This window comes from Mesorhizobium sp. M0833 (assembly GCF_040319905.1).
Lineage (GTDB): Bacteria > Pseudomonadota > Alphaproteobacteria > Rhizobiales > Rhizobiaceae > Mesorhizobium.
Genome location: NZ_JAMYOQ010000027.1, coordinates 40,412 through 64,796, shown reverse-complemented (window position 1 = coordinate 64,796; position 24,385 = coordinate 40,412). Strand labels below are relative to the sequence as shown.

The 24,385-nt window shown below is 58.9% G+C and carries 24 protein-coding genes and 1 pseudogene; 17 read left to right on the top strand and 8 right to left on the bottom strand.

Annotated elements, in window-relative coordinates:
* Positions 1–31 precede the first annotated feature (31 nt).
* Positions 32–721 (bottom strand): DUF4145 domain-containing protein, encoded by a 690-nt coding sequence (locus NKH98_RS25215; RefSeq protein ID WP_352902642.1) that lies wholly within the window; start codon positions 719–721, stop codon positions 32–34.
* An 855-nt stretch (positions 722–1,576) separates the two neighbouring features.
* On the bottom strand, positions 1,577–1,828 hold the full coding sequence (locus tag NKH98_RS25210; protein WP_352457909.1) for a DUF6074 family protein: 252 nt from the start codon (positions 1,826–1,828) through the stop codon (positions 1,577–1,579).
* 75 nt (positions 1,829–1,903) lie between these two features.
* Between NKH98_RS25210 and NKH98_RS25205 the strand changes: the two are divergent.
* The 9 genes and pseudogenes from NKH98_RS25205 to NKH98_RS25165 form a co-directional block, all read left to right on the top strand.
* Positions 1,904–2,101, top strand: a pseudogene (locus NKH98_RS25205) (transposase); the annotation flags it as partial.
* 644 nt (positions 2,102–2,745) lie between these two features.
* A complete protein-coding gene (locus tag NKH98_RS25200; RefSeq protein WP_352508178.1) occupies positions 2,746–2,943 on the top strand; it encodes a hypothetical protein in 198 nt (65 codons plus the stop codon).
* A 668-nt stretch (positions 2,944–3,611) separates the two neighbouring features.
* Complete coding sequence (locus tag NKH98_RS25195; protein ID WP_352492322.1) at positions 3,612–3,839, top strand: hypothetical protein; 228 nt, start codon at positions 3,612–3,614, stop codon at positions 3,837–3,839.
* 354 nt (positions 3,840–4,193) lie between these two features.
* Positions 4,194–4,460 carry a DUF982 domain-containing protein gene (locus tag NKH98_RS25190; RefSeq protein ID WP_352902638.1) on the top strand — a complete coding sequence of 89 codons (267 nt, stop codon included), beginning with the start codon at positions 4,194–4,196 and terminating at the stop codon, positions 4,458–4,460.
* 51 nt (positions 4,461–4,511) lie between these two features.
* A protein-coding gene (locus NKH98_RS25185) for an IS5 family transposase (RefSeq protein ID WP_156937481.1) occupies positions 4,512–5,275 on the top strand; the annotation gives its coding sequence in 2 pieces (ribosomal slippage) (positions 4,512–4,851 and positions 4,851–5,275; 765 coding nt in all).
* Between the two features lie 235 nt (positions 5,276–5,510).
* On the top strand, positions 5,511–5,756 hold the full coding sequence (locus NKH98_RS25180; protein WP_023679279.1) for a DUF982 domain-containing protein: 246 nt from the start codon (positions 5,511–5,513) through the stop codon (positions 5,754–5,756).
* A 261-nt stretch (positions 5,757–6,017) separates the two neighbouring features.
* Positions 6,018–6,257, top strand: coding sequence for a DUF982 domain-containing protein (locus tag NKH98_RS25175; protein ID WP_352625651.1), 240 nt, complete (start codon positions 6,018–6,020; stop codon positions 6,255–6,257).
* Between the two features lie 535 nt (positions 6,258–6,792).
* On the top strand, positions 6,793–8,691 hold the full coding sequence (gene ligD / locus NKH98_RS25170) for a DNA ligase D (protein ID WP_352902633.1): 1,899 nt from the start codon (positions 6,793–6,795) through the stop codon (positions 8,689–8,691).
* A 107-nt stretch (positions 8,692–8,798) separates the two neighbouring features.
* On the top strand, positions 8,799–10,460 hold the full coding sequence (locus NKH98_RS25165) for a DNA polymerase/3'-5' exonuclease PolX (protein ID WP_352902690.1): 1,662 nt from the start codon (positions 8,799–8,801) through the stop codon (positions 10,458–10,460).
* Between the two features lie 21 nt (positions 10,461–10,481).
* Here the strand turns inward: NKH98_RS25165 and NKH98_RS25160 are convergent, their stop codons facing one another.
* Entirely contained in the window at positions 10,482–11,120 is a 639-nt protein-coding gene (locus NKH98_RS25160; RefSeq protein WP_352902630.1) for a hypothetical protein, read from the bottom strand.
* Positions 11,121–11,494: 374 nt separating this feature from the next.
* On the opposite strand from NKH98_RS25160, the gene NKH98_RS25155 reads away from it, so the two are divergent.
* A complete protein-coding gene (locus NKH98_RS25155; RefSeq protein ID WP_352803836.1) occupies positions 11,495–11,809 on the top strand; it encodes an alpha/beta fold hydrolase in 315 nt (104 codons plus the stop codon).
* Positions 11,810–12,411: 602 nt separating this feature from the next.
* Here NKH98_RS25155 and NKH98_RS25150 read toward each other — a convergent pair.
* The gene (locus NKH98_RS25150; protein ID WP_352902627.1) at positions 12,412–12,597 is read right to left on the bottom strand and encodes a hypothetical protein; all 186 of its coding nucleotides are present in this window, start codon (positions 12,595–12,597) and stop codon (positions 12,412–12,414) included.
* A gap of 383 nt (positions 12,598–12,980) precedes the next feature.
* Between NKH98_RS25150 and NKH98_RS25145 the strand changes: the two genes are divergently transcribed.
* Together NKH98_RS25145 and NKH98_RS25140 are read left to right on the top strand one after the other, a co-directional pair.
* Positions 12,981–13,850: an MBL fold metallo-hydrolase gene (locus tag NKH98_RS25145; RefSeq protein ID WP_352902624.1), complete on the top strand. Its 870-nt coding sequence runs from the start codon at positions 12,981–12,983 to the stop codon at positions 13,848–13,850.
* A 341-nt stretch (positions 13,851–14,191) separates the two neighbouring features.
* Positions 14,192–14,644, top strand: coding sequence for a YidB family protein (locus NKH98_RS25140; protein ID WP_352902622.1), 453 nt, complete (start codon positions 14,192–14,194; stop codon positions 14,642–14,644).
* Between the two features lie 83 nt (positions 14,645–14,727).
* Here NKH98_RS25140 and NKH98_RS25135 read toward each other — a convergent pair whose 3' ends face one another.
* Positions 14,728–15,054: a hypothetical protein gene (locus NKH98_RS25135; RefSeq protein WP_352457919.1), complete on the bottom strand. Its 327-nt coding sequence runs from the start codon at positions 15,052–15,054 to the stop codon at positions 14,728–14,730.
* A gap of 220 nt (positions 15,055–15,274) precedes the next feature.
* On the opposite strand from NKH98_RS25135, the gene NKH98_RS25130 reads away from it, so the two are divergent.
* Together NKH98_RS25130 and NKH98_RS25125 are read left to right on the top strand one after the other, a co-directional pair.
* Complete coding sequence (locus tag NKH98_RS25130; RefSeq protein WP_352902619.1) at positions 15,275–15,799, top strand: hypothetical protein; 525 nt, start codon at positions 15,275–15,277, stop codon at positions 15,797–15,799.
* A gap of 509 nt (positions 15,800–16,308) precedes the next feature.
* Positions 16,309–17,235: an ArsR/SmtB family transcription factor gene (locus NKH98_RS25125; RefSeq protein ID WP_352902616.1), complete on the top strand. Its 927-nt coding sequence runs from the start codon at positions 16,309–16,311 to the stop codon at positions 17,233–17,235.
* A gap of 230 nt (positions 17,236–17,465) precedes the next feature.
* Here NKH98_RS25125 and NKH98_RS25120 read toward each other — a convergent pair whose 3' ends face one another.
* Positions 17,466–18,389 (bottom strand): glycoside hydrolase family protein, encoded by a 924-nt coding sequence (locus NKH98_RS25120; protein ID WP_352902613.1) that lies wholly within the window; start codon positions 18,387–18,389, stop codon positions 17,466–17,468.
* 397 nt (positions 18,390–18,786) lie between these two features.
* Here NKH98_RS25120 and NKH98_RS25115 point away from each other — a divergent pair, with 397 nt between their 5' ends.
* Both NKH98_RS25115 and glf read left to right on the top strand, forming a co-directional pair.
* Positions 18,787–19,959: a glycosyltransferase family protein gene (locus NKH98_RS25115; RefSeq protein WP_352902610.1), complete on the top strand. Its 1,173-nt coding sequence runs from the start codon at positions 18,787–18,789 to the stop codon at positions 19,957–19,959.
* A 2-nt stretch (positions 19,960–19,961) separates the two neighbouring features.
* Positions 19,962–21,104, top strand: a complete 1,143-nt coding sequence (gene glf / locus NKH98_RS25110; protein WP_352902688.1) for a UDP-galactopyranose mutase — start codon at positions 19,962–19,964, stop codon at positions 21,102–21,104.
* Between the two features lie 251 nt (positions 21,105–21,355).
* On the opposite strand, the gene NKH98_RS25105 is transcribed toward glf, so the two are convergent.
* Positions 21,356–22,522, bottom strand: coding sequence for a glycoside hydrolase family 1 protein (locus NKH98_RS25105; RefSeq protein WP_352778553.1), 1,167 nt, complete (start codon positions 22,520–22,522; stop codon positions 21,356–21,358).
* Positions 22,523–22,728: 206 nt separating this feature from the next.
* The gene (locus tag NKH98_RS25100) at positions 22,729–23,253 is read right to left on the bottom strand and encodes a YciE/YciF ferroxidase family protein (protein WP_023677856.1); all 525 of its coding nucleotides are present in this window, start codon (positions 23,251–23,253) and stop codon (positions 22,729–22,731) included.
* Positions 23,254–23,982: 729 nt separating this feature from the next.
* On the opposite strand from NKH98_RS25100, the gene NKH98_RS25095 reads away from it, so the two are divergent.
* Entirely contained in the window at positions 23,983–24,381 is a 399-nt protein-coding gene (locus NKH98_RS25095) for a DUF2231 domain-containing protein (RefSeq protein WP_352902607.1), read from the top strand.
* Positions 24,382–24,385: the final 4 nt, after the last annotated feature.

The following is a 24,385-nucleotide window of genomic DNA, read 5'->3' as shown; positions in this document are numbered from 1 at the left end:
CATGGCAGTTAGGCGGGCAATCTGACGGCCATCATTGCGACGGCTCATCCATATGCCAGGAGTCGATGAGGACCGTCGTTGCTGCCTCCTGCTCACTTTCCGCAATCACGACAGGAATAGCGACGGACGATCGAGGGGACCTTATGCGAGGCTGCTTGCCTGGAATGCCGGCCTTCATTTCGAGCGCTCGCTTTCCGTTGACGAAGACCCGTTGGATGAAGTTCTCCAGCACGTCCATAAGTTGGTGCACATGCTGTCGCTCCGGCGTCCAGCCGCGATGAGCCGCAGCGCTTCCAGCGTCGATCAGGACCGTAAGCAGGTCGTGCTCAGTTTCGCCGATATAACCGCCAGCCTTCAGAGCGTGAAGCTTCTTGGCGAAGGTGTCACCGCCCTCAATTCCAACGCCCTCAAAACAACTGTCCAATGCTGTCCTGAGACCCACGGCCGCAAGCAAGTGACAGCCGGCTTCCTCGGCTTTGTAGGTCTCCTCCATGATGCCGTAAAGCGTGTGGTTTATGGCTCCTGAGACATCGAACCAGTCCGGACGAGGACGCGCGGGAGGCTTCGGAAAAGTCTCCTTCGTCAAATTGGCTTCGCTCTCTGTTTGACCATCAGGACCATACCACTGGTCAACGTCATTCTCGTCCCAGGAACTGGTTTCGTAAAAGACGGCGTTGCAACCGCGACATTCGAACAAAGTATAGGTTACGCCGCCGCACATTGTGTGGCCTTGGCGGTCAGACCACTCCCATGGCTTGTACACTCGACCATGAGCATCGCAGTTCTGCGATCTATTGCATGTCGGACAATGTGCCTTCTCCGGCAAGGCGATCTTCGGGGGCTCAGGCACAACCTTAGGCGGTGAGGCTTCCACGGCGCTTCCCCTTTGACAGCTCCATATTCCCTTCGCCACGACCTGCGGTTCAACGGCTCAATAGCAGTCCGCGAAGCTCAAGTTGTGCCCGATTCCGTCGAGTGGGCTATGTGATGGCTTGCGCTTTGCTCGAAACACTCTGTCCCGCCTCCTATCGAGCTGGCTACCTGAAAGCAAACGTTGCCGACCTCCGTAAAGGCACCAGTTTGAGACTTCGGGCCCGCTGGATTGAACATCTGCATTCTTGCGCAGTCTTCCCAGGACGGCGTGCCGGTTCCGTCCCAACCCAGCCGTTCAACAATTCTCACGAGTTGAAGTCAAGGGCAGAAACGGACGCAGAACTGTGACGTCAAGAACACTCAATGCCTACATGTTCGTCTTTTGTGCTTAGAAAGTCGCATAAATGGCAGTGTGGAACTCAACGGCGGCTCATTGGTTTTTGCGGGTTCAGCTCGTGGAAAAGCTCCGTCGGCCTTCCGTGAATGCGGGTTTCCGCATCGCCTACCTCAATTTGGTCGATGACCGCCGGACAGGCGAGGCGGAGCCGTATCTCGCCCGAGAGCACATTCGCGCGCATGATTTCGACGAACGCGCCTATCTTTTCATCCGCAGTGAGAAACCTGCGTTTGACGGATGCAGTGGTGCTACGCTTGTGGAGCCCCGGGGCGTCTCTATGCGGCAATCCTTCATCGTGAGCCGATGCTATTGTGCAAGTTTCGCAGCACTGCGGGTGGCGATATCGCCCAAGACAGCATGAAGAAGCGTTCCAACTTCCTGTTCGGCGACCCCGGGTGCAATTCCTGATTCGGACAGTTGAACGAGAATTGCCTTGGCGGTGTTGCGCCAGAAGGCGTTCGCGTCCTTCCCGTTCTTGGATTCCAGGACCCGGGCGATCCCTTCGACCAACTTCCGCCGCCGATGCAGCGGAAACGCGCTTATGTTTGAATCACACATCAATCACCTCACCCCTTCAGTCGCGCGAATAAGCATTGGCGGGTGAGAAAATTTGGTTAACAGCGCTTTTGGACAATGGTCAGCAATGGAATAAAGCGTCTACCCAACAAGCCAAGAGGTGTGCCACGTGTTGATGATCGGCGCGTGCTGAACGGCATCTTCTGGGTGCTGCGCTCCGGTGCTCCATGGCGCGACCTGCCTCAGCGCTATGGCCCGCGCACCACCTGTTGCAACCGCTTCGTCCGATGGCGAAAAGCAGGTGTGTGGCTGCGCAGTAACGAGTCTACGGCCTAAGGTTTGCGGAGCCTCACGCCGGCGCGGCTGCCGTTCTCCGGGATGAACTCGACGCCGGCGGCCTAGAGGGCGATGCGCAAGGCAGCAACGGTTCGCTCTTGTGTGGAGCCCTGTCGGGCCGCGACATCTACTTAATGTCTATTTTAGACAGTCGCCGCGACCATAACTTTTGATAACAGGTCAGGGTCGCGGGATGCCGAGCCGCTTGAAATACCGAGTTACGTCCGGATGCTCGCGATCGTCCCGCCTCAACCGCGCAAGCGCGTCATCATCGCCGGCGAGCGCCATAGCCAAACCGGGAGCGCTTATTCTCCACGGAGCACCGGGCATTGTCTGGTTGTGAAGACGGTGCTTGATCACCAGCCGCCTGAGTGTGTCTTCGCTTACGTTGTAGTCGTACCTGAACAGATCAATGGCCCTCTGGACCGTGATCGCCTCTGCCCGTGGGATGTAGAGCGGCCGAAGCCGTTCGCCTGTTTCCGGCGCTGTTTTGACAGGGCGCGCATTGGTCATTCGGCCCATCGCGGTTTTCTGCGGCCCGCCGTTTCGCCCGACATCATGGAACGATATCGCCCCCCATGTATTAGAAACCCATGGACACTATGGAACCCCACGGCCACGGGATGGCGGCCGATCTTTTGACATCGGAAGTTGCCAATGCCAGGCAGCGCATCCACCGGACCGAGCTCGCGCTTCAACGCACTGAAGAAATGCTGGCCGAAAATCTCGCGCTGTGCAGCAGGATACGAACTGCGGTCGAGGCCGCAGACCGCTTGGTGAAGATCGATCCCCCCAGCTTTGAAGGACGTCGCGCGGATTGAACTGGGCCGGCGTTTCATCGTCGCGACCTTGCGGCACCCTGCCGCAAGAGCCTGCCCTGTTGGCATCACAGCGTGAGCAAACATTGGACAGAAGCATTTCAACGGTCGCTATGTGCAACACCGACGCTAGATCGACACGATCTTCTGTTCAAACAGCGGGGATTTATGCTCGGCGGATCGAAGGGGGCACGGGGGTCTTCGCGCGAGCCAGTTAGCCGATCTCCCGCTCAGAAATTTCAGCCAAAATATTCCGACCTCCTGATGGAACCCGTTCGTTGCGGGCGAGTTACGGCTCATTGGGGACGGACTTCCCGAACATGACAACGAGCAACAAAGCAGACCATCAGTCTGTCTCCGGAGCGTTTCGGAAACTGATCCGTTCCGAAGGCTATCGTCATCACGTACAAACGTTCTTAAATCTGGAGGTCGAACCAGAACTGCCGCTAACCCTACAGTCATTACTTGCGGCTATTGATCGGGCCAAAGAGGGGCCGACGGAAGAAGTCCCTTAGCGGGCTGGCTGAGCGTCAGGTCAAAGAGTATAGAGGCTCGCTTCGTGGCTTGTCCCCCTGATTCCCACTCAGAAGTTATCAAACATTCTTCTTGATTTTTCTCGACAGAGGGTCATGAATGTTCCCTTGGGTTCTCGCTGAGGTGGGAGGCCTTGTATGAACGTTTGGACGAACTGCCGACCCGACAAAGTGACTGCCGAACACCTTGTTCACGAGCTGATCCTACAAGTCCGTCGCGGCCAAATCATCTCCGTCAAAGAGACTATCGCAGCGGTGCGCCGAGACGGGCCACATCTGGCGGAAACTGACTGCGAGCTGGTGGAGCTTATTGTCAATGTTGCCCCAGCCTTTGGGCTGTTCGTCGGGTTCGATCTTCGCGAATAACCGCCTCCTCAACAGGGCGGACCGTGGCGACACGGTCTCGATCAAAGCGGCACTACGCGAAGCTCGGGAGACTGCGCCTTATTTGGTGGCCTCCAACGAAGAACTAACCGAGGCGATCGTCGAGGCAGCAACTGCCATGGGCCTCTGCGTGGCTTTCGACGGTGGCGAGTAGCTGTCAGCCAACTTCAGCCGCTGTGGCATCGCAACGGAAGCGCGCCGTCCTGCGCCATTTCAATAGTCAGAGGTAATCCGTAATTACCTTCGCAACCTGCTCACTCTGCCTGTAGAACGGGAACTGGGCTGAGCAAAAGTATTTGCTGGAGGAACTTGATCGGGCCGACAAAGAGTGACCGCATGGCTCTCCACTGGTTCAACCCTCCGGTCCCGGTCAAGACCGAGCGTCCCGGGATCATCCACAATGTCAACAACGCCGAGACAGCCGGCGAGGAGCTGATGAAGTGGACCAAGCGTGGCCCTTGCTGGGACCTCGCGGTGCGCGTTTGCATGGCCGTGATTTTCGACGAGATGGAACCTGAGGAGGCCCGCAAGGCATTCCTGGCTGCTGCAAAAGAGGAGGGGACATTACTCCCCCCAATGACGACTAGGGTCAGGACCCATTAATTTGTTGAGTTGATCTCTGTTGGGTGATTCAAGGTGGCAGGAGGTGCCGCCTTGAGTGATTTGCTGATGTTGACGCCGGAGCAGATGCGCCGGATCGAGCCCTATTTTCCTTTGTCGCATGGTGTGCCGCGTGTAGATGACCGCCGGGTGCTGAGCGGCATCCTGTTCGTGATCCGCAATGGTCTTCGCTGGCGAGATGTCCCTTCCGACTACGGTCCGCACAAGACTATCTACAACCGCTTCATCCGCTGGAGTCGGCTGGGTGTGTTCAACCGCATCCTGGCGGAACTGGCCGCGCAGGGCGGCGAAACGGACAATCTGATGATCGATGCCACCCATCTCAAAGCGCATCGCACTGCCGCCAGCCTCCTTAAAAAGGGGCTCTATCCCGATGTATCGGACGCAGCCGAGGCGGACTGACCACCAAGCTGCAAGTGGTCTGTGACGGCAAGGGACGTCCGCGGCTGCTGCATCTGAGCGAAGGGCAGGCCAATGATCACAAGACTGCTGCGGCAGTGATCGAGGATTTGCCCGCCGCCAAATCCCTGCTCGCCGATCGGGCCTACAGTTCAGCGGCCTTCCGCCAGGCGCTCGTCGAGCGCGGTATCACGCCATGCATCCCACCCCATGCCAAGCATCGTGTTCAGCACAGCTACGATCCTGTCCTATACCGACAACGCCACAGGATCGAGAACATGTTCGCACGCCTCAAAGACTGGCGACGCATCCACACCAGATACGACCGATGTGCTCACACCTTCCTGTCGGCGATCGCCTTCGCTGCAGCCTTCATCTTCTGGATCAATGAGTCCTGACCCTAGCTAAATTGGATGCGGTATAAGGTTCTAGGTGTCTCTTACCAACACCGCCTTCGCGAAAGGAGCCCGCCGCCAAGCATGGAGATGAGAGGCGACGGACCCCGCCACAGCGGCTGCACATCCACGAAGTAATCCCGCTGCAAGCTCTAAACCCGCGAGGGCCTACATCGTTCCTTAGCTGCGGCTAAAGCGGGGTTGGTCAGCGGGCTCTTGGCGCTCTAAGTTCCCCCTTATGGGTCCTCTCTGGTTCTCTCCCCCGGTCTACGTGAAGACGAAACGTCCGGGCATTCGCAATGGGGTCAGCCACGTCGAGGGAGCCGCCGAGGAACTCATGGGGTGGGACACAAAGGGCCCGAAGTGGACCAAGGCGGTCCAATCCTGCGTCGATGCGTTCCAGGGCAGCGCCTCCCCCCAAGAGGTGCGTGAAGCCTTTGAGGCGGCTGCCAAGGAGGCCAACGTGTATCTCTCCCCTGAGTAGGAGGTATCATGGCGCCCATCTGGTTCGTCCCTCCGGTGTTCGTGAAGACTGAAACCGGTGTCAGGCATGGCTGCAACAATGCGAAGGAAGCCCTTGAGCAGCTCAAGACGTGGACCCGGCGAGGGCCTCGCTGGCATAAGGCGGTGACGCTGTGCCTGTCAGCCTTGGAGGGCGATCCGATTGACCCCCACATAATACGAAGGCCTTTGAGGCTGCCGCTAAGGAGGCCAACGTGTATCTCTCCCCTGAGTAGGAGTTGTCGTGGCAACCCATTGGTTCTCCCCTCCGGTGTACGTCAAGACCGACCGACCTGGGGTGACCTACGGGTGCAACAACGTCGAGGGTGCCGCCGAGGAACTCATGAAGTGGACCAAGATGGGACCTAAGTGGAGGAAGGCTGTGCAACTGTGCGCCGACGCCTTTCAGGACCGCGTGACTCCGGAAGAGGTCCGTCAGGCTTTCGAGGCTGCTGCCAAGGAGGAGGGGGTGCTCCGTGAGTAGCAGGCGCCCATGGCTATGTTGGGAAGGACCCCCTAGGCTGTCTGAATGCTGACCAAGTCCGCGCTGCTCGAAATAGACCCGGATACGAGAGCATTCACTCTGGTCGGCGCATTTATGGCCATTTTGCACTTCTTGAAACTGGCATCGGAGCTGCTCTGGGCGAGGTAGTTGGCGTCAATGGGGCACGTCGAGTAATCATCAATCGAAACATGGGGTTCGACGAGAAGATCAAAACCGTACGCACAGGGGACCGGAACCGGAATGTCAGGCTTCTAAAGCCGATGGCAGAAACCGGATACGCTGTGGCGGCATTTGAGGGCCCGTTCCTGCTCTTGATTATTGCCTGTGAGCTGTGTGCGAAAATCGGGAATGGAAGGGCCGGAGGCAGGAAGCACGGCCTCAGGCCGAGGCGCTAACCAAGCGGGTCGGCAATGATCGCGAAAAGCTCAATACGGCCGCCAGCGAAACTAAAGAAGTAGTCGCGCGTTGGACGGCGGATAACGCTGTTTCGTCTCTGAGTATGGTTTAGGTCAGAGTGGTCAAGCCAACGTCGCGTAAGGCAATCAATGCGTCGGGCGCTAGTCAAGCGAAGTCGCCCGCTCGTGACGAGGTCACTTTAGCGCCGCCCGCTTTCCGGCCGGTCCAGCTCGCAACGCTCGTGGACACGGTCCCTGCCGGCGATCGTTGGATCCATGAAATGAAATACGACGGCTATCGTATTCTCGTTGCCGTCGGCGGAGGCGAGGCGCGAGCCTACACACGATCTGGTCTGGACTGGTCTAGCCGTTTTCCCTCGGTCCTCTCCGAGGCTCGCAACCTCAAGGTGCGCTCCGCCCTGATTGACGGCGAGGCCGTGGTTGTCGATGCGGAAGGAAGATCTAACTTCCAGGCGCTTCAAAATGCATTGAAGGGTGCCCCGGCGACTATCGACTTTTATGCGTTCGATCTGCTGCAGCTCGACGGCGAAGATCTGACAAGGCTTCCTCTTGTTGAGCGCAAGGCGAAGCTGGAGGCGATCTTGCCTGCGAAAAATCCGGTCCTTCGTTACTCCGACCATATCCTCGGCCGCGGAGAAGAGCTGCTCGATCGCTTCTGCGCAGCCGGCCTTGAGGGCGTCATCTCAAAGCTCGCGGATTCGAGTTATGTGGCGGCCCGCGGCGCAAGCTGGCTGAAGATCAAATGCATCAGGCGGCAGGAATTTGTGATTGTCGGCTGGACGCCGTCCGACAAGGTCCGCGCGTTTCGGTCCTTGATCCTTGGCGTTCATGACCGCGGCAAGCTGCGTTACGCCGGGAAAGTCGGCACCGGCTTCGATACCGCTGAACTTCTTCGTCTCTTGAAGATCATGGCGCCGCTTGAGCAGAAGGCCGCCACCGTCGACGCACCACGCGCCGAAGTGCGCGGCGCACACTGGCTCCGTCCGAACCTGGTCGCTGAGATTGCCTTCACCGAAATGACAAATGAAGGGACGTTACGACATCCGAGCTATCTTGGTCTCCGTGAAGACAAGAAGCCGGAGGCGGTCGTGCTCGAGACGGAACGTCATGCAGCCGATCTCGCCGCGTCTGCGACAACCGCCATCGCGATAAGTAACCGTGACCGCGTCATCTATCCGGAGTCCAACATCACCAAGGGACAGCTCGCCGACCATTACGCAGCGGTCGCGGCGATCATGCTTCCTTGGGTTGGCAGCCGGCCGATCAGTCTCGTTCGATGCCCACAGGGCCGCGCGAAGAAGTGCTTCTTCCAGAAACACGACGCCGGCAGCTTTGGCGACAAAGTCCACCACGTCGGCATCACGGAGAAGGACGGGCACGAGGAACCATATCTCTATGTCGACGATGCCGACGGACTGATGACTTGCGTCCAGATGGGAACGATTGAGCTGCATGGATGGGGAGCTCGGATCGAGGATGTCGAAAAGGCCGACCGCCTCGTGTTCGACCTCGACCCCGATGAAGGCCTCGATTTTGAGGCCGTCCGCGCCGCTGCCTTTCAGTTCCGCGCTATCCTTAAATCGCTGGGGCTTACGACTTTCCCGATGCTGACGGGAGGCAAAGGAGTGCACGTCATCGCGCCCCTCACCCCTGGCGCCGAGTGGCCAGAGGTGAAGGACTTCGCGTCTCGCCTGGCGCAGGCGGTCGCCCAGAGCGATCCGGCCCATTTCACGGCCGTCTTGTCAAAGGCGCGCCGCAAGGGTCGCATCTTTGTGGACTATCTACGCAATCAGCGCGGGGCGACCGCTATAATGCCCTACAGCGCAAGATCACGTCCGGGCGCTCCTGTCGCGGCACCGATCACGTGGGCGGAGATGAAGACAATAGATGCGCCCTCTCATTTCCACGTTGGCGATGCTCCTGAATTAAAGAAACGTGCAGCCTCCAAAGCTCTGGCGGGATGGGGGCGCGCTGACCAATCCTTGCCCAATCTGTAGCGTCCGACGCGGGAAGAGGCAGTAAAGCCGGGATTCAAAGGGCAACGCGGCGCTCATGGCCTTGCCTGATTGGAACCTGCGGAGATCGGCCTCGTTTGGCTGAAGCCATGGCAAAAATCGATCCGAGGACCGTCGCCAGTCTTTTAAGGGAATACGCGCAACGGGCGTCCATGCGCGGCGACAATCCCTATCGCATAAAGGCATACTTGCGCGCGGCAGACAGTCTGACGGCGCTGTCGCAGCCGCTTGATCGGATCATCGCCGCCGGCGCCCTCACCAAGATCCCGGGGATCGGTGACGCGATCGCCGACATCGTGACCAAGCTTTACCAAACCGGCACGCACCCAAGCCTTGAGAAGCTACGCGAGGATGTTCCAGCGGGCGTGATGGAGCTGTTTGCCATACCCGGCCTTCGTCCCGATAAGATACTGAAGCTTCATCAGGCGCTCGGCGTGAACTCGCTGGCGGAGCTCGAGGCCGCAGCAAAAGAAGACCGCATACGTCCAGTCAAGGGCCTCGGCGCCGCGCTTCAGACAAAGCTCCTGCAGAACCTGGCCATCGTGCGAAGCGGCGAAACGCAACTTCACCTGCACAAGGCCGCCGCTCTTCTCGAACATGCGGTCAAATCGGTGAAGCAAGAGCATCCAGATTTTTCGCGCGTCGAAATTGCAGGTGACTTCCGGCGCGGTTGCGAGCTCGTTTCCGACTTCGCCCTGGTAGCGCAGGGCAGAAAGTCGACTGGAATCGAGGATACGACCCTCAGGCTTGTTGTCACGGACAGGAAGCACTTTGGCGCGAACCTGCTCGAAGCAACCGGTTCGGCAGACCACCTTGAGCAACTGAAGACGTTCGCGGCCGACAAGGGATTCACCCTAAACGCCGACGGGCTTCATCGCGGGAGAAAGCTGATCGCGTCAGCGACAGAAGAAGAAATCTACCAAGCTCTAGACCTGCAGTTTATCGAGCCTGAATTGCGCGAAGGCAGGGACGAGATTGAGCGAGCGGCAAAGCAGAAGCTACCCGCCCTCATTCGGGATGAAGATCTGCATGGCATCCTGCATTCTCACACGACCGCATCCGATGGCACCGAAACGCTTGAGGCAATGGCTGAAGCCACGCGTAGGCGCGGTTTCGAATACTATGGTGTCGCCGATCATTCGCAGTCCGCTCACTACGCAGGCGGCCTTTCGTTGCAGGAGATTGCTGAACAGCACCGCGAAGCTGACCGGCTGAACAAGGCATACAATGGAAAATTTCGCATACTGAAGGGCATCGAGGCGGACATCCTGGCGGATGGCTCGCTCGATTACCCGAATGATATCTTGGAGACGTTCGATTTCGTCGTCGCGAGCGTGCACAGCCGCTTCAAGTTGCCCAAGAAGGAACAGACGGAGCGTATCATTGAGGCGATCGGAAATCCTCGGACGACAATCATCGGGCACATGACCGGTCGCCAGCTGTTGCGCCGGCCCGGTTATGATCTCGACGTCGACAAAGTCCTCAAAGCGTGTGCGAAACACGGCGTCGCTGTCGAAATCAACGCACATCCGTGGCGACTCGACCTCGACTGGCGCTGGCATCAAAAGGCACTCGATCAGGGCTGCATCTTCAGCATCAATCCGGACGCTCATTCGATCCGCGAGCTCGACCACATGCATTGGGGTGTCGAGATGGCGCGCAAGGGCGGTGTCCCTGCGAAGCGGGTCCTGAACGCGATGCGTTTGACGGCCCTCCTTGCGCATCTCGCACGGCGCAGGCAAACGTCCTAAACTGCTTGTGCGCCCGGCCTATCAGCGCAGGAGTCCGTCCTTTTCAAAATCTTCCCAGCCGCGCAAACTGGAGTGCGCGTTCTCATCGGGGCCATAGCCAGCTGAAGCTGCAGTTCCGCGACCGCTTCTTTGAGCGCGTTTCATAGCGGCCTTCCCCGCGGCTCGCCGCCTATTCTCTGCAGCTGTCGCTGCGTCCTGTTCGCGCCAGACCGTAACCAGGTCGCGGTCAAGCACATCCTCCACGTGCTGCGGGTCGAACACGTGAAAGGTGATGTTCCTTGCCCGCCCGCGGAGTTTCACCGTTTTCGTCCCGGCGCTCTGCAAGCGACCATCTTTCAGCCAGCGGTGCCGTTCGGCCGTCGAGATCGTCAGAATGTCCTCGATTTCACGGGGGATTACGGGCAGGTCTTCGATATTCTGCAGTGCTTTGGATACGATCCCGAATACCACCTGCACATCATTCTCGGCGCCCTCAGACAGGCGCAGGGTAAGCACGCGGGACTCGATATGGAGCAGTTTCCTGAACTCCGTTGGAAGGCGGGCGCGTATTTCGAGAAAAATACCCCTCGCTCTGACGGACGATCCAAACGTTGCAGCCGGGGTTAAAGGCCACTCTCCAATCAGCTTCGCTGTTGCATTGATTTTACGGCGCGTGGACATGCCCCTTTATATAGGTCCCCGATAGTCGGCAGCGATGAGCCGATCGCAAAGCCAATATGAGTTCTAATCCGCCAGCGGTCTGAACCACGATGCCCAAAGGCGCAACCACGATTGTGAGCGGGGCCGTTTGCAACTTCGGCTAACAGGAAACGGCAGAGTTGATCTCGAAGTGCGATATCAGGCGCGTCGCCGCCTGGCCGCTTTTTGGGGGCCGTTTGCTGTCCGTCCGGTTATTGCCGAGGGACCAGTTAAAGCCGCCGTTCGGCTCACGACCTCTTCGCGGAATACAAGGCAAGTTCAGATCCCGCGGAAGCCGACATTGAACTGCCTCTCCGTTTACACGTTTGGCAAATGTTGCGAATGGAGGGAGTTGCATGTTTGAAGGTTTCTCGCTGGAGCAGATCAAACTTCCGGAAGCGACGCTCAGAGTGCGGGTTGGTGGAAGGGGCCACCGCTTCCTGATGCTGCACGGTCATCCTCGCACCCATGCCACTTGGGATCGCGTGGCGCCGATTTTGGCTGAGGAATACACCGTAATTTGCCCTGGTCTTCGGTGCTCGCCCTTGCGGTGTGTCGCAACACAATCAGCGCGTCCGGTTTGCCGTGAACAGATCTTGCTGATGCACCAGTTCGTCCGCGACGGGCTGACGGAGGCGGCGTGTGCCATTCGGGTGGATGGCCGAAAATAACCCCACCTCTGCATGACGCGAATTGTCCCAGCCCGGGTAGGCCGTTATCGGGTACAGGCAAATACCCTCGAATCGATGCTCCGACACCCATAGCGGCACGCACCTCGTCGCGGCATACATAGTGGAGCCAAGCCGGCCCGCCGGATCCCTCTGAGCCGGTCTCGGCAATGAACATCGGCTTACCGTACCGATGAGCAACCTCGAGCAACATTTCCGACAAAGCGCGGTACTCATGGTGTCCCATCGATATCGTCGGCCCGTTTATTTACCATTGATTGTGCGGCTAGAAATTCAGGCCCACGACATCGACAACATCTTCGCTCCCGCCCAACTCAGGTTCGACGCGGCCCAGCAACATGTCGTAAGCTTCGAACTGCCCCTGACGGGCGTTTTCGGCCCGACCCCGTTCGCTGCGGGTCCGGTCACGAGGAGCGATTTGGATAAGGGGCTCGGCCCAGACAAATCTGCAGGCGGGGTCGATCTCCCGCATTGCACGAACACCCGCGATGGCAGCCTTCACGAGATGCCGCTTGAACCATCCACGTTTGTTCGGCCCCACGCGGGAAATAGCCGACCTCAACAGCCCATGCGAAAAAGGAGATCTAGTTGATGGGACACAACAGAGGCGGTGTTCCGGCGATCGAACGCTGTACGCTCACGGCTTCTGCCGCGAACGAGGCATAGGCATCGATGAAATGCAGCAATCGCTGATCGACATGGTCTGGAGATCCGTAATGGAAGATGTCCCAGATAACCTGGACACCTGCCGATCGGGCCGCCTCGACCATTGGCGCCCAACTTGACCAGTCATAGGCGAAGCTTGCGGAACCGGAGCCTTCACCTGGTGCTCGTCCCTGCGCCCACTTCGCTCATTCGAAAGTCTCCTTTCAGCAGTCGGCTTCGAACTCGGCCGCCTTGTTAGGACCGGGAGCCGCGTTGGCGAAATACCGCATCCAATCGGGCGCGCGCCAGCTTCGTTGCTCAGTCCAGCTCGTCCTTGCGTGACCGGGTAATGCCGAACCGATTGGTCGAGCCTTTGTTCCTGTGGTGGACTGTCCGGAGCTGGGTGGCGAATGAGGAACAAGGAGGGCCGTGCCAAGTTCGGGGCGATATACCACCGCCGCCGATCGACTCGAGCGGCTGCTTAGCAACAAGAGAGGCACGGGATCACATGACCGTTCAGATTCGACTTTCCGAGACCGACTACGCCAGGCGCGAGGATCGTGGCGACGGCGCTTGGAGCATCGCACCGGACTTGGGCTATTTGCGGCTAGCAATCGTCAATGTCGTGTTCTTCGGCGCACCGGGCAGTGGAGATCGGAACTGGATGCTGATCGATACCGGGTTGCCGACGTCCCGCAGCAGCATTCTTGCGGTCGCGGAAAAGCGGTTTGGCACGAACGCACGGCCGGCCGCGATCATCCTGACCCACGGCCATTTCGACCATGCGGGAACGGTTCTAGACCTCGCGAATAAGTGGGACGTGCCTGTCTTCGCGCATCCACTCGAGCGCCCCTATTTGGACGGAACCGCATCCTATCCGCCACCGGATCCCTGGGTCGGGGGTGGACTGATGGCGCTGCTTTCGCCGCTTTTTCCACGGGGGCCAATTGATCTTGGCAACCGTTTGGAACTCTTACCTGCCGACGGATCGATCCCCGGAATGCCCGGATGGCGATGGCTACACACACCCGGGCACGCTCCTGGGCATATCTCGCTCTGGCGCGAGGAGGACCGCTCGCTGATCGTAGGGGACGCTTTCATCACCACCGGTCAGGAGTCAGTCTACGAGGTCGCCGTTCAGGATCTTGAGATGCACGGTCCGCCGCGCTACTTCACGCCGGACTGGGATGCGGCGGAAAGATCCGTGAAGCACCTGGCAGCGCTGAACCCGCAGATGGTCATCAGTGGACACGGTGCGGCTGCTGCGGGAGTGGGCATGCGTCAAGCTCTTGATAGCCTGGCTGAGCGGTTCACGGTGTTCGCCGTCCCGCCGAAATTGAAATTCGTGCGCGAGCCGGCGGCAGTCCTAGGTAGCTGAGGCTAACTGAGCCGCCGTCGTTCTGAAGTATGATCAAGTTGGGCAGACTCTATCTCTCGAGCCGGTAGGAGTTACCCGTCGGGTCGCGCTCTCCATCGTCGCCGACAAACTCTGACAAGCGGAAAAACCCGGGAGGCGCCGGGTTAGGGTCGCTCGATCGGCGCAGGGCGACTGCGGCCAAGCGCCCCGAAGTTCTGCGTCAGGAGAAGACGTCAGATGGAAAACGAGTACCCCGAAGGACGCGTCCTCTCCGCCGGTGAGCCGACCGGCAAGAAGTTGTTCGAGCACACACGCGTCGGCATCCGCCAAGACTTGGCTTCGTTTACCGTGGAGGAGACCAAATGGCAAATCTGGGAAGATTGGCGATCGCGATGCTTGGCGTGCTGGCATACCAAAATCGCGACAAGCTCTGTGAATTGATTCCGGGAGCGGGGTATCTTAACCCAAACGACCCGCAACGCAGAATTCTGGCTCAGATAACGAATGGCGTGTCGAGGGCTGACCTTGGTGAGATCCTCGACCGGTTCAGGGAGGTGGGGGCAGGATCGAAGGTCGACTCGTGGGTTGGCAGCGGGCCAAAGCAACCGATCGAGCCAAGGGACGTCGAAGCGGCAATGGACGAAGGTACACTCACGTCCATTTCGATGCAGACGGGCCTTTCGCGCGAGGAGCTAATCAGAAGGATTGCGCGGGATCTACCCGAGGCAGTCAACGAGATGACGCCGAATGGTGAATGGCCGCCTGAGCCGAGACAAGGCTTGGATGAGTCGACCCTGCTCGACAATGTATCCTAGGAGACACAGCCAGGAATGCAGCCGGCCAAGGCGAGATCCGGGGTGGCAACTCTACACTCGGGGACGCTCCTGCGCGATCGCCTTCATCCGCTCGGGAACCAAGGATCTGGTTCGAGCGCGCCGAACGCGCAACTGGCCGCCATCCTGAAAATGCGGCACCGCTGCATCGCGGCGCCCTCGCGCTCGCGTATATCGGTGAGCGGAAGAAGGGCGCGTTCCTGGCTGGCCAGAGCGCTGGCGATCGATCCGGACGACTTCGTGACGCAGTACAACGCCGCTTGCATGTATTCCGTGCTCGGGGAAGTGGAGCAGCGGTGCGGTACCTGGAAAGAGCCGTCGGAGGAAGCATGAGTCAGAACGTATTGGAACGAATCCGTCACGAAGTCGATTTCGACGCCATTCGCGATCATCCGCGGTTCGTGCAGCTTCTTGGTTCACTTGGCTTGTGACGCACAGCTGTACTTGCACGGCTTCGGCCTGCCTAGCAGCCGCGTTCGCGGCGCGTCCGCTTTGGGTGGCGGATTCAACGGATCGCAGCAACACACCTCTTTTCTGAAAGTGGAGTGTGAGCCATGAAGCAGCGAAGTCGCATCTACTACTCGGCCGCTCAGCGGCCTGAGTTTGGGTTCGATGGCAGGCGGGCGAGTCGATGAGCTCGATCGGACGACGATTCGATCGGAAGTCTTCATCGGTGCCGCCGCGCCTGGGCCTTGCACTGGCGGGCTGCCGCCCTTGCCTGTCGCCGGTGGTGTTTTCCGCCACATTTTGCTGCCGCTGCTTGTGCTGCTCACCTGGCCGCTCGCCATGGGCAAGTATTTCGGCCCGGCATCGTCTCTGCGGGGTTTGGGCTTCGTCGGCAAAGGACATCGCCAGCTGGCCTCTCAGCTGCGGTCGATCGCGGCCGAATCGGGATTGATGCTGGCCGACGCGCTGGCAGGCGGCCGCTTCACCCGCTACAACGATCTGTTGATGCCTGCCGGCATTACTGCCGGGGCCGGCGACCGGTTGTTCGATGCGAAAGCCGAGGCTCTTAGACTGCAATCGGAGATTCCTGGTTGTCGATATTATCCCGCAGGCCGGCCACATGGTCCACCACACCGCACCGCTAGCTGTTCTCGCCATGGTGGGGCAGGGTCGCTGCCCCGGCCAGCATGAAGTAAGCCGGCACTGGCGCGATCCCGAAGAAGTGGAATCGCGATTTTCGGAAAAGATCATGTTTAAAAGCAATAGGTAGAACCCCGTCCCGACTCTATCGGGTGTCGAATCCGATGATTTACTTCACGGCGGCACGCACTTCAGCGAACCGCATCCTGTGCATCCATCCGCGCCGGTTCGGCTAACATCGACGTCGAGGTCCCGTATCTTGGGGATTTGGCCAGGGGAACGGCCCCAATTCCGTGTTCGGCTTCTGCCTCACTTTGTGGCTGCCATCATTTAGTCGTCTGCAAATCGAGGCCACGGACTGACAAGCACCCCCGCACTACAAGGAACTGGCAGTCGGAGAACAAATGTAGACATGTCGCACCATCCATGCGGGTGCGGCTTGCGATGCATAGTGCCGGTCGATGGCTTAATGTAACCAAATCAACGGCTCGGCGTTTCGGTCAGCGCCGTTGCAATGAGCGAAGCCATAACCTCTGTCACGAGCATAGACTGGCGATTTCATGAGTCGCAATTTTCTGGTGATTGAACCTGAGGAAGGCATTGCCGTGCTCAAGGGGCTTGCCTCGTCGGCGCGGATCTCGATGCTGAAACTGCTGCATGAGAAGGGGCCGATGAATGTCAACGAAATCGCCGCCGAGCTGTCGCTTCCGCAGTCAACCGTCTCGACCAACATCCAGGTGCTGGAGGATGCGGGCCTGATCCGCACCGAGAGCCTGAAAGCGAAGAAAGGCAACCAGAAAATCTGTTATCCGACCGCCGAAAAAGTGCTCATCGTGTTCAAGGGTGAGTATAGTAAGGTCAAGAACGACGCGATCGAAGTGTCGATGCCGATCGGGCTTTACACCGGCTTCGAGGTTACCGCGCCCTGCGGCCTTTGTTCGCCGGACGGCATTATCGGTCTGCTCGATGTTCCCAACACTTTCCTCGATCCGGACCGCATGAAAGCCGGTCTGCTATGGTTCACGCGCGGTTTTGTCGAATACCAGTTCCCCAACAATGCCAAGCTCGCCAATGCCGAGATCACCGAACTCGAAGTTGCGATAGAACTGTCTTCGGAAGTGCCGGGCACCAGCGCCGATTGGCCCTCGGACATCACGCTGACGATCAATGGCGTCGATGTCGGCACCTGGACGTCGCCGGGGGATTTCGGCGACAAGCGCGGCGTCTTCACGCCCTCCTGGTGGAAGCTCAAGGGCTCGCAATATGGTAAGCTGAAGACCTGGCGAATTGTCAATGACGGCACCTATGTCGACGGTCTCAGGATTTCCGAAACCGGCCTCGCTGCACTCGATCTGAAGAGCCATCATTCAATCCGCGTCCGTATCGGCGTCAAGGACGACGCCGAGCGCCCCGGCGGGATCAATATTTTCGGCATGGGCTTTGGAAATTACGATCAGGACATCCTGCTCAGGATCAAAACCGCGTGAATCCACTGGCGGCGTGCTGCGCGCAATTATGGTCCACTGCCGAATTTCAGCTGGCAACGTCGTTTATGGCGACCAGCTTGCCTGAGGTGTGTAGATGCCCTCGTCGCAAGCTTCGCCGACTGGCTGCGTATCACCTACTACCCTCAATCACCGGTATAAAGCGATCCCTCCCACCAACCGCCAGAGCGTTTTTTTCATCCTCCGTTCCGGCAAATGCCGGAACTTACCATCTAGGCAACTCTCGAAAGTATATGCCGATCTAGGTCACACTTTGCCAACCCGAACCGCCAGCGATGGTTCGTCGCCTCACGCCTGCTCTGGTAGAACAAGGTCAGTTGCCGGCCGTCGATCATCACCGTCGAATGGCCATTCTCGCCGGGCTCACCAGGGTCGAGAACAGGGCCAACGGAAACGTAGGGACCCTTGACGTCATCGGCGATGGCGAAGAAGACGCGCTGCCGGCTGCCGCGCGGACCTTCGGGGAGGAAGCAGGTGGGGTTGAGAAGCACACGACCGTCCGGCAGCTCGACGAGCTGCGCGCCTTCGATCCCCCATTCGTAATCGGGGTGCTCGCGCGCATTGTGATGCGGCACGTCGAGATGATCGAGTATCTTGCCGAGACGTTTCCATGGCCCGAACCAGGAATCGGATTGGCTGCGCGCCAGATAGACATCAGGCTGGGGCACCCTGGTGAATTTGGGCATGCCTGAATAGACGATATAGCGCTTGCCTCCGATGATTGCGGGGTGGGGATCGTAGATGCCGTCCTCATCGGTGTCGGGCAGCGACAATATCGCCGCATTGAGCACCACCCAATGAAAGCCGTCATTGGACACCGCGTGCTCGCAACGTCCGCCGGACTTCATGAATTCGGTCTGGATAAACATGTGGAAGACGCCGCACTCATGAATGACGCCGGGCGCCGCAATGCCAGATCCGGTTACCGGCAAAACGATCGCCTCGTGCTCTGTCCAGGGTCCATAAAGATCCGGCGCTGTGGCGTGGAGGATTTTCCAGCTCTCTGTTGTGACGGTGCCGCTGGAGCCGAAGACGTGCCAGAGCGTGCCGTCGAACACCGGACAAGGGTCCTTCAGATCATCCACAACCTGCGGGTGAAACAATGGAAAGACGTTGGTTTCAAAGTCGATCTTCATTCGCCAGCCATCCCTCGATTCGTCTCGGTCTCCATTCAAATGAACCACCGGCGCGACTCAGATGAATCGATTCGCAGGCCTATTTATAGCTCCGCTAATGAATGGTTGTTGAACGATTGAAGGATTTGAACCGCTCTGTGGCAAAGGGCCACATTTGGGGAGCCGACCTGACGCGAGGGGCTTCATCATGTGGATCGAATGGGGGCGGCCGGCTCGCCCCTTCTCTGTTGAGCCGTCGCAAGTGGAGCGGACGGCTGGTCTCGCCCGAGACAGTTTGGAGCTATGGAACAACTTATCGGGATGGAAGTTATATAGAAGGCTGCGAACTTCATGTCAAAGCTGCCTCGATTGACTTGTTAGTCGAGGCATTTTGTAACTATATCGAAGGATAATCTACATGGAAATGGCGGCGGGCCGGGCCAAAACACCAAAAAACCCTGTACAACCGTCTATTTTAATTTGCTTTTCACACCTCCGATGGAACTTCGTATATCAGAGACCACAACACATTCTCACCCTGGCGTCAAAACAGCAACAGCTAATTTACTTCGAAGAGCCGATCTTCGATGAGAGGCGCCACCCTTCGATGCGGGTGCACAATGTTACCCCCAAGATCAGAATAGTGACGCCGCTGATCCCAGTTGGTACTTCCGCGACCAGGGCGGACACAATCCAGCGCAGGTTCGTCGATCAGATCCTCGCCTCCACGCCGCATGACCGATTGACGACCTGGTATTACACGCCCATGGCGCTACGCTTCAGCGATCATCTCGCCTGTGACGTCTGCGTCTACGACTGCATGGATGAACTCTCCGCGTTCAAAGACGCTCCCGCAGAGTTGACGCAGTTGGAAAAGGCGCTGTTGCAACGTGCCGATGTCGTCTTCACGGGCGGGCAGAGCCTCTACGAGGCCAAGCGCAGCTTGCATCGGGCGATCTTTCCCTTCCCGAGCAGCATCGACGTTACCCATTTCCATCAGGCTAGGGCGCCAGGTGAAGACCCGTTCGATCAGGCCGACATACCTCACCCGAGGGTGGGGTACTTCGGGGTCATCGACGAACGGCTTGACCTTGAACTTATCGCGCAGGCGGCTGCGGCAATGCCAGACGTGCATTTTGTCATGCTCGGCCCTGTCGTCAAGATCGATCGGGCGAGCCTTCCCACGGCAGGCAACCTGCATTGGCTGGGCGGCAAGTCCTATGCAGACCTGCCGAACTATCTCAGGCATTGGAGTGTCGGCTGGATGCCGTTCGCGCTCAACGAAGCGACCCGCTACATCAGCCCGACCAAGACTCCCGAGTTTCTTGCGGCAGGACTGCCGGTGTTGTCCACGGCGATCGTCGACGTTGTGCGTACCTATGGCGTCGAAGGCCTTGTCGAGATTGTTGAGGCGGAGGATATCGAGGCCAAGCTTCGCTTGATCCTGGCCCACCCCCGCGATTTCCTGGTGAAGAAAGCCGACGCCTACCTCGCCGACATGTCCTGGGAGAAGACCTGGAGCGCGATGGCTGCCCACATCGAGCGCGCCCATGCGATGAAGAGCGTCGTCCCATTCCTGAGGAGGGCGTGAGCGTGTTCGACTGGTTGATCGTAGGGGCCGGTTTCGCCGGCAGTGTGCTGGCCGAGCGTATCGCATCGCAACGGCAGGAAAGCGTCCTGATCATAGACCGACGAAATCACGTCGGCGGCAATGCCTTTGACTGCTACGACGAGGCGGGAATACTAATTCACCGTTACGGGCCTCACATCTTTCACACCAACGCCCAATCGATCGTCGACTATCTGTCGCAATTCACCGAATGGCGGCCTTACGAACATCGCGTGCTGTCGCTTGTCGATGGAAAGCTGCTGCCGATACCGATTAATCTCGACACCATAAACCGCCTCTACGGCCTTGAGTTAACGTCCGAGCAGCTGCAGGACTTCTTCGCTTCCCGGCGCGAAACGGTCAAAGAAGTCCGCACCGCTGAGGACGTCGTGGTCAGCACTGTCGGCAGAGAGCTCTACGAGAAATTCTTCCGCGGCTACACGAGGAAGCAGTGGGGTGTCGACCCTTCCCAGCTGAGCAAGTCGGTGACGGCGCGAGTCCCAACCCGGACCGATCGGGATGATCGCTACTTTGGCGACACTTTCCAGAAAATGCCGGCAGGCGGGTATACGCGCATGTTCCAGCGCATGCTGGATAATCCCAAGATCAAGATCATGCTGCAGACCGACTACCGCGAAATTCGCGACAAGATCCCCTTCCAGCGGATGATCTATACCGGTCCGATCGAGGAGTATTTCGACTGGAAGCTTGGTCGCTTGCCCTACCGCTCGCTGCGCTTTGAGCACATGACGCTTGATTGCGAGCAGTTTCAACCGGTTGCCGTCGTCAACTATCCGCAGACGGAAAAATACACACGGATCACCGAGTACAAGCATCTGACCGGTCAGCAGAATCCGAAGACCAGCCTCACCTACGAATACCCCACCGACGTCGGAGATCCTTATTACCCGGTGCCGCAGGCCGAAAACGAGGCTTTGTACAAACGATACGAAGCTTTGGCCGCGGCCTGCCCGGAGGTCTGGTTCGTCGGACGTCTGGCGACATATCGTTATTACAATATGGATCAGGTCGCCGGCCAGGCATTGGCAACGTTCGCGCGCATTCAGAGGAGCCTGCCGGCAACCGCGATTGTGCCCCCGTCGGTGCAGCGCGAGGCGGCCGAGTGAACATTACATAGTTGAGGGGCATTCGATCGATCCTACGTTGGGTTGTTGTGTTGGTCACGGACGCGGCCGATTGGCCGAATTCGGCATGCAAGTTGCGGCTCGCAGCAATCGAGGCCTTCCCTAGCCGTTATCCTCGGCGAAACCCGCCAAGCTCACCGTCCTGGCTCTCATCACCGCGGCCAAGCTTCGCGACAGTTTTAGTCATGTCGTCGTTAACGCAGGAAGCCCGGCGCCCTGTTCGACCGGCAGAACTATACCGCGCTTGCTGGTTCTTTTCCAAACACCTCGAACAATCGGCGCTGGCGTTCCAACTCGTCCGCAAGTGGCTTGCGAACAGTGCGCGAGCCGTCCGCATGAATGGTGGAGAACAAGCCGACTTCGGCGTGGCGCGAATTGTCCCAACCTGGGTAGGCCGTCACCGGGTACAGGCATATACCCTGAACAGGTGCACCGAGGCTCGTCGCATCGCGCACTTCGTCGCAAACGTAGTGAAGCCAGGCTGGCCGGCCTGAACCTTCGGCGCCGGTCTCGGCGATGAACATCGGCTTCTTGTATCGCTCGGCGACCTCGACCAGCATTTCCGAAAGTGCACGGTATTCGTGGTGCCCCATCGGTATCGTTGGGCCATTCAAGTACCATTGGTTGTGCGGATAGAAGTTGAGGCCAATGACGTCCACAACGTCCTCGCTGCCGCCCAACTCCGGTTCCACGCGCCCAATCAGCATGTCATACGCCTCGAATTGCCCCTGGCGAGCATTTTCGGCGCGCTGCCGCTCGGGGTGAGTACGGTCACGAGGAGCAATATGGATCAGCGGTTCAGCCCAGATGAACCTGCAGCCGGGTTCGGCCTCCCGCATGGCCCTCACGCCGGCGACCGCTGCCCTGACAAGGTGTCGTTTGAACCACCCACGCTTGTTCGGCCCGACGCGGGGGAAATAGCCGACCTCCACAGCCCATGCAAAAAACGAAATCTCGTTGATCGGGCACACCAGGGGAGCCACCCCGGTAGCGGAGCGATGAACCCGAACAGCTTCCGCGGCGAAACGGACGTAGGCCTTGATAAACCCCGGGCCACCTTGGTCGATATGGTCTGGCGAGCCATAGTGGAAGATATCCCAGATAATCTGCACCCCGGCCGCCTGGGCTGCTTCGATCGCCGACGTCCAACTCGACCAGTCGAAGACTCCGGGCGCTGTTTCAATCAGGTGCCAGCGCAAGCCGTCGCGGATCGTGCGAAGCCCAAGCTCGGCACAACGGCGATAGTCGGCATGTGCATGGATGTCATGTGAGGTCGCGCGGATCAGATCAAGACGGGCCCCGTCGGCGCGCCTGTGGGAGGAACACTCGAAACCAGCCATGAAAAAGCTGTCGAACCCGGAAGAGCCTGCCGTGGGCCGACGAGCGGTATCCTCGTTCATACCAACATCCTGTCGCCCAAGGCGTGGGCAAGTAATCGCATTCGCAGTCCCCCATTGTCAGTTCCGGTGGCCTAGTCGAAACCGGTCGGCCACCACCACGTCGACGGCTCGGCGGCTGCGGTGTACACGTGTGCCTGGATTGGCGAATACAACCAAGCTCCAATCCCGTCTGCCGGGGGCCGCGGTCGCGTCGATTCGATCCGAAGTTATGCGGCCTGTTGCATCGCCCGTTCGTTGACGCCTGTTTCGCCTAGTCGGGTGAGCGCCTCATCGGTTGCTTTTTCTTCCTTGAGCGTCTGTTCGAGTAGCGGGACGGCGTCTTTCAAGCCAAGTAACCCGGCCCATGTGACAAGAGTCCCGTAGCGCGCTATTTCATAATGTTCGACGGACTGGGCTGCAGCCACGAGACCCGCGTCCAATGCCGGAGCCTCCTCGAATTCCTCCAAAATCTCCTGTCCTTCTTCGATGATGCCGTCGATCGCCGGGCACGTTTTCCCTTGGGCTCTCTTGCCAAAGGCGTCGAAAACTTGCTGCAGGCGCTCAATCTGACCCTCTGTCTCGTCACGATGTTTTTCGAACGCCGCCTTCAACTCTTCGGACTCCGCGCCCTTTGCCATTTTCCGGAGCGCCGTCAGAATCTTGCGTTCGGCGTAGTAGATGTCTTTCAGACCATCATAGAAAAGGTCTTCCAAGCCCTTGGAGCTGCCCTGAGAGCTTTTTTTCGTCGCCATTGTCATCTCCTCTTTCATTTCTATCGACGCATGCATGGCTCTAACTGGACCAGTCTCTTGTTGTTCCTTCGGCGACGGCACACCGGCAGCCAACAGCGAGCGACGGTCGGGTTGACCGCTGATTCCAGTCCGCCGCGCCAGCAGCGGCTTGAGCATCTCGGCTGCGCTCCATTGCGGAACTTCCGGAATGAGGATCGTCTGCCTCAAGGGTTTCCGCTGTCATCGAGTCCTTGCGGCCGCATTTTTCGCAACGGACCTTTGCCCGCACCTGATCAAGGTTCCCGATCTCTTCTCGGAGTTCGAGAGGGTTGGAGAAGCGCTTAAGGCGTTGGCGTCCCGGATCATTGCAAATTACATGGCCGGACTAGTGGACGAGGAAGAACTACTGTCGGCTTCCCGGCAGGCGCTTGGACGGCAAGTGCAGACCTGAGCGAATCCCCTGGCTAGAATTGGTCCGGAACCGTACAATAGCAAATCGTCAGCAATACAACATGGCCGCTGACGCTTGGGAGCGACTGTCGCACTCTTGGCCCAATACGAGGCATTGGTGTAATGGCGGAAGAACAAGGGCGGCTCGGCCCGAAATCTGAAATCGTCAGCGAGCTCGCGCGAGAGTCAGGCGTATCCGAACACCACATACGCGAGATAATGTCGCTGGTCGGCTTCGATCGCGGCTCAATCCTGAGGGAAGCTCGTCTCCTCAAAAAGAACAACTAGGGCCGGCGGTTTTTGCACGGCGTCGGCGGCATCTGGTCCACCGGAAATGCATTCTGGGCCGAAGCATCCTTCTGGTTGCTCGGCTTTGTCCTGTTGATGAGCGCTGCCGCGGCGCTGGCCGGCTTTACCGATTTTCTTGGAAATTCAAGGGTGCGGTCCATCAATGCAGCGTGGCACCATATGGTCGGCAATGTCGTGGCCGTGGTGCTGGCGCTGGCCAGCTTCATGCTGCGCCTAAGCGCCGGTGCCGCCGAGGGCGCCTTGCCCTGGGGCCCGGCGCTATCAACGATTGTCGTTCTGCTGCTCGTCTACACCGGCTGGAAAGGCGGAACGCTTGTCTACGAACACAGGGTAGGCGTCCATCCCGAAGAGGGTGAGGATCTCAACTCCCGCCCGGAATTATCCCGATAGGTTG